Source organism: Vibrio sp. PID23_8 (genome assembly GCF_003584965.1).
In the GTDB taxonomy this organism is placed as follows: domain Bacteria; phylum Pseudomonadota; class Gammaproteobacteria; order Enterobacterales; family Vibrionaceae; genus Vibrio.
This window is the reverse complement of sequence record NZ_LIXE01000021.1, coordinates 25,415-35,230: the sequence shown is the minus strand read 5'-3', so window position 1 is coordinate 35,230 and position 9,816 is coordinate 25,415. Positions and strand designations below refer to the sequence as shown.

Below are 9,816 nucleotides of genomic sequence, written 5' to 3'. Positions count from 1 at the left end.
ATTTTGGACCCACCTGATTTCCATGCCGAACTCAGAAGTGAAACGAAATAGCGCCGATGGTAGTGTGGGGCTTCCCCATGTGAGAGTAGGACATCGCCAGGCTTTTAATTTAAGGTACTTGTTCTGAACGACAAGTATCGGATAAAACAAAAGTTTTATCTCCGTGTGGAGCGGTAGTTCAGTTGGTTAGAATACCGGCCTGTCACGCCGGGGGTCGCGGGTTCGAGTCCCGTCCGCTCCGCCATTTATTCAGACAAAGCCCTAGCAGCAATGCTAGGGCTTTTTCGTATGTGTAAGATTTGAATTAATACAAAAAAGCTTAATGCTAAAGGTAATACTAATCACAGTAAGTAATCAGAGTTAGCTCAGGAAAAACGCTAAAATTTTCGATAAGTAGTTATTCCACAATTAAAATTTTAAACGAAGTTATCGAGCGTTATAACAAGCTAGAATGATCGGTTATTTACTACGATTGGTATAACCTCGAAGATTAATTGTTCGGGTTTATTTCCTCTTTTTGTCTTCCTAGCTCCCTTTCATTGTATTTATAAATAACCATTAGTCGTATTTTTAGTGGTGCTGCTTATTTGTACTAAGTGATACCTGTAACTTTTTAAATACGTGTAACTGTTGGATGTTGTTTTCGCTGAATTCTAAGACTTTATAATCACTATTATTATAAATTTGATTACAATATCGCCATCAACTTTTCTGGGGGCATTATGGGACAACTATCCATTTTGGGCTTTATTGCATTAGGTGGCGCATTTGGTGCGTGTACTCGTTACTTAATTTCTGAACTTTGTGTAATGCTACTGGGGCGTGGTTTTCCTTACGGTACGTTAACGGTAAACGTCGTTGGCTCTTTCATCATAGGCCTTTTGATCGCTGCGTTTGAAACTGAACTGATAACAACTGATCCGTGGCGCCAAATTATCGGTCTTGGTTTTTTGGGTGCATTAACCACTTTTTCTACCTTCTCGATGGATAACGTGTTGCTTATGCAGCAGGGTGCCTTCTTTAAAATGGGATTGAACATACTGTTGAATGTCGTGTTAAGCATTTCAGCTGCATGGATTGGGTTCCAATTATTGATGCGTAGTTAGCAAAAATACTCAAATTTTAATCAGGTCGGCTTGGTTTAACCAAGCCGTTTTTATATACTGATTTCACTTGTCGGAGTGCCATAAGGCTGAGACCGTTAATTCGGGATCCGTTGAACCTGATCAGATTAGAATCTGCGAAGGGAACAAGAGAAGATATCTACACCAGAGTTCTATCTGGTCGACCTATCAAATAGTCGAATGTTGTTATAGACGAAGAGCACCCGCTCAACCTGTCCTTAATTCGATTCCTCTTGTCGCATCTATCCGCCAAGCATTTTTATCCCAATACTTTTTATCTAAGCATAACAAAGCAAGGAAAAATGCTATGTCGAGTCGCAAGCAAGCGAGACTGGAAGCAAAACAGTTCATTGATACACTCTCGGTACAACCGTACCCAAATTCAAGCAAAGTCTACGTAGATGGTTCACGTCCCGATATTCGTGTGCCAATGCGTGAAATATCACTCGCTGATAGCCTTATTGGAGGCACAAAAGAAGCGCCTATTTTCGAGCCTAATGAGCCAGTACGCGTTTACGATACCTCAGGTGTATACACAGATCCAGAATACACCATAGACCTCTACAACGGCTTACCTAAGCTGCGAGAAGGGTGGATTGAAGAGCGCGCTGATACTGAACTACTCGATGAAGTAAGCTCGGTATACACCAAAGAGCGCTTAGAAGATGAAACGCTAGACGATCTTCGTTACGGTAATCTACCACGTATTCGACGTGCTAAAGGTGGGCAGTGTGTGACTCAGTTACACTATGCTCGCAAAGGCATTATTACCCCAGAAATGGAATACATCGCGCTACGTGAAAATATGGGGCGTGCTCAATACCGCGATGAAGTGCTGAATCAACAACATCCGGGTCAAAGCTTCGGAGCGAATCTTCCAAAAGACATTACCGCCGAGTTTGTGCGTAAAGAAGTCGCCGAAGGTCGCGCGATTATCCCTTCTAATATCAACCACCCAGAATCCGAACCAATGATCATTGGGCGTAACTTTTTGGTCAAAGTGAACGCCAACATCGGTAACTCATCGGTCACTTCTTCGATTGAAGAAGAAGTAGAGAAGTTAGTATGGGCAACGCGCTGGGGCGGGGATACCGTTATGGATCTCTCTACTGGACGTAACATCCACGAAACTCGTGAGTGGATTCTACGTAACAGTCCGGTTCCGATTGGTACTGTACCCATGTACCAAGCCCTTGAGAAAGTAAATGGTGTTGCGGAAAACCTTAACTGGGAAGTGATGCGCGATACTCTGATTGAACAAGCAGAGCAGGGCGTTGACTATTTCACTATCCATGCCGGCTTACTACTTCGCTATGTACCAATGACAGCAAAACGCGTTACTGGCATTGTTTCTCGTGGCGGTTCTATCATCGCGAAATGGTGTTTAGCACATCACCAAGAAAGCTTCTTATACACCCACTTCCGTGAGATCTGTGAAATTTGTGCTAAGTATGATGTGGCACTCTCTCTCGGTGATGGCCTACGCCCTGGTTCGGTTGCCGATGCTAACGATGAAGCGCAATTTGCTGAGCTTCGTACCCTTGGTGAGTTAACCAAGATTGCGTGGGAATACGACGTTCAGGTCATTATCGAAGGTCCTGGTCATGTTCCAATGCATATGATCAAAGAGAACATGGAAGAGCAGCTAGAGCACTGTCATGAAGCACCGTTCTACACGCTTGGTCCACTGACGACAGACGTCGCTCCTGGTTACGATCATATTACTTCAGGTATTGGCGCGGCCATGATTGGTTGGTATGGCTGTGCGATGCTTTGCTACGTAACACCTAAAGAGCATCTCGGCTTACCAAACAAAGAAGACGTGAAGGTTGGCATGATCACTTACAAGCTTGCTGCGCACGCCGCTGACTTAGCGAAGGGACACCCTGGTGCTCAAGTACGTGATAACGCGCTGTCTAAGGCTCGCTTCGAGTTCCGCTGGGAAGACCAATTCAACTTGTCACTCGACCCAGATACCGCGCGTGCTTTCCATGATGAAACCTTACCTCAAGAGTCTGGCAAAGTTGCTCACTTTTGTTCGATGTGTGGACCAAAGTTCTGCTCCATGAAGATTTCCCAAGAGGTACGTGAGTACGCGAAAGATATTGAGCAAGTTGCTGCGGACCAAGCTATCTCGATCAAAATGCTTGATGACCCTCTCGAGGGCATGCGTCAAAAATCGCAAGAATTTAGAGATACAGGATCTGAGTTGTACCACCCAGCAGCACATGCCGAGGTAAGTGACTAATGAGCCAAATCCTTATTCCGTCATCATTGATTGATCTGACGGGTTCAGTTCAGCAATGTTTGTTGGTGGCAAAAGAACAGGGGTTTAGCATTGTAGACATTAAGTTGGGTGTGAGCCCAGCTCAATCTATTCAGCTTGTTCGCGACCAACAGACCACACACATAACGACTGATCTCATTGATGGTTATGACTCTGAGCCTAAGTGTTCATTTGCGCTTTATTATCGTTCTGCTTTATCGGTAGAAGCGTGCGCAAAGCAACCGTCAAAAGCGATTTATATTGGTATTGCTGATCGCCAGGTTTCCGGTGAAAAGCATGAAGTGCTTCAGCTTGATATCTGGCGTCACCCAATTAACGATGAAGTGAGAGCGCTTACCGTTAAGTCCAAGCTCAACACAGCATTTGCTCCTGAGCATCACCTTGCTTGGATAGTAACGCTGACAGTACTCGATTTTCCTATTGAAGATGCATTAACACTTGCTCGAGCAATGACAACGCAACAAGCGAATGTTTCACGTGAAACACTATTGAATGACAACCTTGACGAGGGACGATCTACTCAGTGGGCTGACCAATTTGATGATTTCCCCACACCTGTACTGGAAGATAACCGACTCGATATTCAAGTTGGTTGGTCTACACAAGGAGAGAGCGTTAGCTTTCCAACGCTAACCAAGCAAAGTCTAGGGCTTTATCCAGTCGTTGATGATGTTGCTTGGATTGAGCGTTTACTGCCTTTAGGCATCAACACGATTCAACTACGAATCAAGAACCCACAACAAGTCGATTTAGAACAACAGATCATTCGAGCAATTGAGCTAGGTCGTCAGTATCAAGCACAAGTGTTTATCAATGACTATTGGCAGCTGGCAATCAAGCATGGCGCTTATGGCGTTCATCTAGGGCAGGAAGACATAGATGAATCGAATTTGGCTCAGCTAACTAAAGCCGGCATTCGTCTTGGTCTTTCTACTCATGGTTATTATGAGCTACTGCGCATCGTACAAATTCACCCTAGTTACATTGCGTTAGGGCATATCTTCCCAACCACCACAAAACAGATGCCATCGAAACCACAGGGTTTGGTGCTCTTGGCACGGTATCAAAAGCTGATTGATAGCATTCCTTATGGAAATACAGAGCCGGCTTTCCGTCCTTCAAAAGACAAAGAAGTAAGTGTCGACGAGCTCGGTTTTCCGACGGTCGCGATTGGTGGCATTGACCAATTTAATGCTGACCAAGTTTGGCAAACAGGTGTTTCTAGTTTGGCAGTTGTGCGAGCTATTACGTTGGCTGAATCACCTCAGTCTGTCATCGAGTTCTTCGCACAACTGATGAAGAAAAGACAGCTAATGTTTACTGATCAGAGTAGTGAATTGGCGGATACCAAGAGAGGCGAGCATGCTCACGGATAAGCACTTCCTTCGCTATCAGCGCCAAGTCGCTCTGCCTGAAATTGCCGAAGTTGGGCAAGAGCGCATGAGAAAATCGCATGTGCTGGTCATCGGTTGTGGTGGGTTAGGCAGTGCAGCGAGTTTGTACTTGGCATCGGCGGGCATCGGTAAATTGGTTGTGGTTGATGATGATGAGGTTGATAGCAGTAACCTACAACGTCAGATCATTTATCGTGAACAAGACCTCCAAGTTGCGAAAACAGAAGCAACCGTAAAGCAGCTCACTGATCTTAATTCGATGATCCAAGTACGCGCTCTCAATAAGCGATTAGACACAGCACAGCTGCAGCTTGAGGTGATGTTGGCGGATGTGGTGCTGGACTGCACCGACAATATGCCAACCCGTCAGCTAATTAATCAAGTCTGTTTTGAACAAAACACGCCACTCATCTCAGCGGCGGCAATTGGTTGGCAGGGGCAGTTCGCCGTCTTTGATTATCAAACACCAAGTGAACAAGAAGTAGAAAGCAAAGCCTGTTACCGCTGTTTATATCCGTTCGATGAATTACCACAAACTCAAAAGTGTCGTGAGAGCGGTGTCGTCGGTCCGGTGGTCGGCACACTTGGTAATTACCAAGCGCTTGCGGCAATTCAAAAACTGGCGACGGGAAAGTTTCATGTCGAGACTGCCAAGTTACACCTGTTTGATGGATTGAAAATGCAATGGAAAACCATGGCGATAAGCAAAGATAAACAGTGCCAAGTGTGTGCTCAAGTTTAGCTTACGAGCTAACTGAGCAAGATTTCAAACTGGCTATTTATTAGTGATAAACAGCTAGAAGTCATGGTCGTAATTATGAGAGTTGGAAGAAATGATGTCATCAGAACAACAAACAACACTAATGACCGCTGCTGACTTAGATGTGATCACCATTGTCATCAATGATCAGTCACATCAAGTTGCCAGTGAGTCGAATTTACAACAAATCATTAGTCAATTTGAGCTGCCAGAAATGGGCTGCGTTTTTGCAATTAATAACAACGTTGTGCCGCGCAGTGAGTGGGCTAGCACCGTTCTTTCACAGGGAGATAGCATCTCTTTGTTTCAAGCGATCGCAGGAGGTTAACGTCGATGCTTAAAATTGGTGATAAAGAATTCGAATCTAGACTGTTCACAGGAACAGGGAAGTTTGCCAACGGCCGATTAATGGCAAAAGCGATTCAAGTGTCGGGCTCTCAACTTGCGACCATGGCGCTGAAGCGTGTGGATGTGAACGACCTACAAGACGATATTTTGCTGCCGTTAAAACAAGCGGGTGTGAACTTATTGCCGAACACCTCGGGTGCAAAGAACGCTAAAGATGCAGTGTTTGCTGCTCAACTGGCACGAGAAGCGTTGGATACCAACTGGCTAAAACTGGAGATTCACCCAGACCCGAAGTACTTAATGCCCGATCCAATTGAAACACTTACGGCTGCTGAGCAACTAGTACGTGAAGGGTTTATTGTGCTTCCTTACTGTCATGCTGATCCGGTTCTTTGTAAACGATTGGAAGAAGTGGGTTGTGCAGCGGTAATGCCTTTAGGTGCACCGATCGGTTCCAACAAGGGGATTGTTTCTCACGACTTCCTAGAGATCATCATCGATCAAGCCAACGTTCCAGTGGTTGTAGATGCGGGTATCGGTGCGCCATCACATGCTGCGCGTGCGATGGAAATGGGCGCAGATGCCGTGCTCGTCAATACCGCGATTTCAGCTTCGAGCGATCCCGTTGCGATGGCGAAGGCATTTAAGTTGGCGGTGGAGTCGGGACGTATGGCTTATGAAGCTGGTCTTGCTGGTAAGGTTTCTCATGCGGTTGCGTCGAGTCCACTGACGTCATTTCTAGATGAGCTTTAGTCTTAGATGTGTAGCTATTAAGTGAGGGAAACATGAGCTTCGTTGAACAATTTAAGCTGCTCAATTGGGATGACATTTCGATGTCGATTTACGCCAAAACCGCACAAGATGTTGAGCGAGCATTGAATAAACCCAAGCGTGATTTGGAAGATTTTAAAGCGCTAATTTCACCAGCGGCTGAAGCGTACTTAGAGCAAATGGCGCAGCTGTCATACTCGGCAACTCGCAAGCGTTTTGGTAATACCATGTCGCTTTATATCCCATTGTACCTTTCTAACTTGTGCGCCAATGCTTGTACTTATTGTGGTTTCTCGATGGAGAACAGAATTAAGCGTCGCACCTTGAATAGGTACGAAGTGGCTGCAGAAGTCGAAGCCATTAAACGAATGAAGTTCGATAGTGTATTAATTGTGACTGGTGAACACGAGACCAAAGTGGGTATGAAATACTTCCGCGAAATGGTGCCGATGATTAAGCAACGCTTTAATTATTTGGCGATGGAAGTGCAGCCACTTGGTCAAGATGAGTACGCAGAGCTCAAGACATTGGGTTTGGATGCGGTGATGGTCTATCAAGAAACGTATCATCCTTCGACCTATGCTGAGCATCATTTGCGAGGCAATAAGATGGACTTCGAATACCGATTGGATACTCCTGATCGTCTTGCAAAAGCGGGTATCGACAAGATCGGTATTGGTGCTCTGATAGGATTGGAAGAGTGGCGTACAGATTGCTTTTATGTGGCAGCGCACTTGGACTATCTTGAGGGCACGTATTGGCAAACTCGTTACTCGATTTCATTCCCGCGTTTGCGTCCTTGTGAAGGTGCCCGTTCTTTAAACGGAAAGCAGCCAAAGTCAATAATGACGGACAAGCAGCTTGTTCAGCTGATTTGTGCTTATCGTTTATTGAATCCAGAAGTGGAGTTGTCACTATCGACTCGTGAGTCACCCAAGTTTAGGGACAATGCTTTTCCATTGGGTATCACCAGTATGTCTGCCGCATCGAAAACTCAGCCGGGAGGTTATGCGATGGATGATGTGGAACTCGAGCAGTTTGAGATCTGTGATGAGCGAAGTGCTGGTTCTGTGGAAGATATGCTTCGAGGCAAAGGTTTTGACCCAGTATGGCGAGACTGGCACTCGGCGTATTCTGGTTAAGTCACAAGTAAAGTCACTGGTCATCGTTATGTTTCACGTGAAACATAAGCAAAAAGTAGAGGGTTGATGCAAAACATCAACCCTCTACTTTTCTAGCTTCTAGCTTCTAGCTGTGCGCTATAGCTAGCGTTGCTTGACGAAGCCACTCTTTCACATCACCTTCAACAAGTGGGCTGATCTCATCCCACACTTTCTGATGGTAATCATTCAGCCAAGCAAGCTCCGGACGAGTTAGCATATCAACGTTGATGTTGCGCTTGTCGATTGGGCAGCGTGTTAGCGACTCAAATGACAGGACAGGGAAGTCACCGTTAGTGGGTGTTTCTACAACAAGCTCTAGGTTTTCAATACGGATGCCAAATGCATCTGCACGGTAGTAACCTGGCTCGTTGGATAGCACCATACCTTCTGTTATCGGCACGTCGATTTGCTTCTTCGAAATGCTCGCAGGACCTTCATGAACACTTAGGAAGTGACCAACACCGTGGCCAGTACCGTGATCGTAATCGTAGCCTTCCGCCCATAGGTGCTGACGAGCTAGCGTATCAATTTGGTAACCACGAGTGCCTTTCGGGAAACGTGCACGAGCAACGCCAATGTGACCTTTTAGTGCGAGAGTGAATTGTTTAATCATCTCTTGTGATGGCAGACCGATCGCAATAGTACGCGTGATGTCTGTAGTGCCATCTAGATACTGACCACCTGAATCCACTAGGTAAAGTGTGTTCAGTTCTAGCTTGCCAGGTTCAGGTTGGTTTTCGTGGTTGTAGTGACACATCGCCGCGTTGCCGCCCGCTGCTGAAATGGTATCGAAGCTAAGGTCCATAAGTGTCGGGTCTTCGCTACGGAATGCTTCCAGTTTGTCAGCCAGTGTCGCTTCATCGTGCAGCTTACCAGCAACGACTTCTGCATCTAACCAAGATAGAAACTTGCTCATCGCCACGCCATCACGGATATGACATGCTTTCATGCCTGCGATTTCAACCGCGTTCTTCGCCGCTTTTGGCATTAGGCATGGATCAGCTTTACTCACCACTGATGCGCCAGCATTTTGTAGAACCAACTTAAACCATGCGTTACTTGTCGCAGGGTCAACCAGTACATTCTTGCCAGTTAGGGTTTCTAGTCGTGCTTGCAATGCTTCTGGGTGATGAACGGTCACACCCGCACCAACGTGAGCGTCAAACTCAGTAGGTAGACGAGCTGGGTCTAGGAAGTATTCCACGCTTGAATCTGAATGCAGAATCGCGTGAGAAAGCAGAACCGGTAGACGTGATACATCAAGACCACGAACGTTGAGCAACCAACAGATAGAATCTAGCGCTGTGATCACTGCGCTGTCTGCGCCGGTTTTTTTCACGAGCTCTGCGATTTCTTGGCGTTTGCTTTCACTGGATTGGCCAACTGCTTCTGTTGCCATTAAACGAACATCAGAAACCACAGGAGCAGGACGATCGTGCCACAGCTCATCAATTGGGTTGCTGTCGAGAATCTTAAGCTCAAGTGCGCCTGCAAGTTTTGCCTGTGCCATGTCTAGCCAAGCAGAGTTGTGCATGCGAGGGTCGATTGCCACAGATGCGCCATTTGTAAGATGGTCTTTAATCCAATCTAACGCAGGCTCTTCAATCAGGTGGCGGTATTCGAATAGATCAGCAGGAACCTGCTTTGTTACTTGTACCGTGTAGCGACCATCAACAAAGATAGCGGCTTTGTCTTTGGTGATTACCGCAGCACCAGCAGAACCGGTAAAACCAGTTAGCCAATGTAAACGCTCGTTGTGCGCTGGTACGTATTCGCCCAAGTACTCGTCTTCATGTGGGACTAGTAGGGCATCAATATTATGTTGTGCTAGCCACTCGCGAACTGCATTCACGCGGCTTTGGGTATCGTTGTGCATCTGTGTTATTCCTTCAAATTACCGCTCCTTCATGCTCAGGTGTGGGAGCTGTTTCCATCTGCTTCATGCAGTTTACGATTCCATTGAGGTTCG

The 9,816-nt window shown here is 46.1% G+C and carries 8 protein-coding genes, 1 tRNA gene, 1 rRNA gene and 1 riboswitch; of the genes, 9 read left to right on the top strand and 1 reads right to left on the bottom strand.

Annotation, left to right across the window (positions count from 1 at the left end; all coding sequences use genetic code 11):
- The 9 genes from rrf to thiH form a co-directional block, all read left to right on the top strand.
- Window positions 1–102: ribosomal RNA gene (gene rrf / locus AK966_RS19135) — 5S ribosomal RNA — on the top strand; the annotation flags it as partial.
- 65 nt (window positions 103–167) lie between these two features.
- A tRNA-Asp gene (locus AK966_RS19130) sits at window positions 168–244 on the top strand.
- A gap of 478 nt (window positions 245–722) precedes the next feature.
- A complete protein-coding gene (gene crcB / locus AK966_RS19125; protein WP_099081032.1) occupies window positions 723–1,106 on the top strand; it encodes a fluoride efflux transporter CrcB in 384 nt (127 codons plus the stop codon).
- Window positions 1,107–1,167: 61 nt separating this feature from the next.
- A riboswitch (TPP riboswitch) is annotated at window positions 1,168–1,266 on the top strand.
- Window positions 1,267–1,431: 165 nt separating this feature from the next.
- Window positions 1,432–3,372 (top strand): phosphomethylpyrimidine synthase ThiC, encoded by a 1,941-nt coding sequence (gene thiC, locus AK966_RS19120; protein WP_119464732.1) that lies wholly within the window; start codon window positions 1,432–1,434, stop codon window positions 3,370–3,372.
- Window positions 3,372–4,787, top strand: coding sequence for a thiamine phosphate synthase (locus tag AK966_RS19115; RefSeq protein ID WP_119464731.1), 1,416 nt, complete (start codon window positions 3,372–3,374; stop codon window positions 4,785–4,787). The genes thiC and AK966_RS19115 overlap by 1 nt, the downstream gene beginning before the upstream one ends.
- Entirely contained in the window at window positions 4,774–5,547 is a 774-nt protein-coding gene (locus tag AK966_RS19110; protein ID WP_119464730.1) for a HesA/MoeB/ThiF family protein, read from the top strand. Before AK966_RS19115 ends, AK966_RS19110 begins: the two co-directional genes overlap by 14 nt.
- 91 nt (window positions 5,548–5,638) lie before the next feature.
- On the top strand, window positions 5,639–5,893 hold the full coding sequence (thiS, locus tag AK966_RS19105) for a sulfur carrier protein ThiS (protein WP_099081028.1): 255 nt from the start codon (window positions 5,639–5,641) through the stop codon (window positions 5,891–5,893).
- 5 nt (window positions 5,894–5,898) lie between these two features.
- On the top strand, window positions 5,899–6,666 hold the full coding sequence (locus AK966_RS19100) for a thiazole synthase (protein WP_099081027.1): 768 nt from the start codon (window positions 5,899–5,901) through the stop codon (window positions 6,664–6,666).
- 32 nt (window positions 6,667–6,698) lie between these two features.
- Window positions 6,699–7,826 carry a 2-iminoacetate synthase ThiH gene (thiH, locus tag AK966_RS19095; RefSeq protein ID WP_119464729.1) on the top strand — a complete coding sequence of 376 codons (1,128 nt, stop codon included), beginning with the start codon at window positions 6,699–6,701 and terminating at the stop codon, window positions 7,824–7,826.
- A 106-nt stretch (window positions 7,827–7,932) separates the two neighbouring features.
- On the opposite strand, the gene AK966_RS19090 is transcribed toward thiH, so the two are convergent.
- Window positions 7,933–9,723: an aminopeptidase P family protein gene (locus AK966_RS19090; RefSeq protein WP_119464728.1), complete on the bottom strand. Its 1,791-nt coding sequence runs from the start codon at window positions 9,721–9,723 to the stop codon at window positions 7,933–7,935.
- Window positions 9,724–9,816 lie beyond the last annotated feature (93 nt).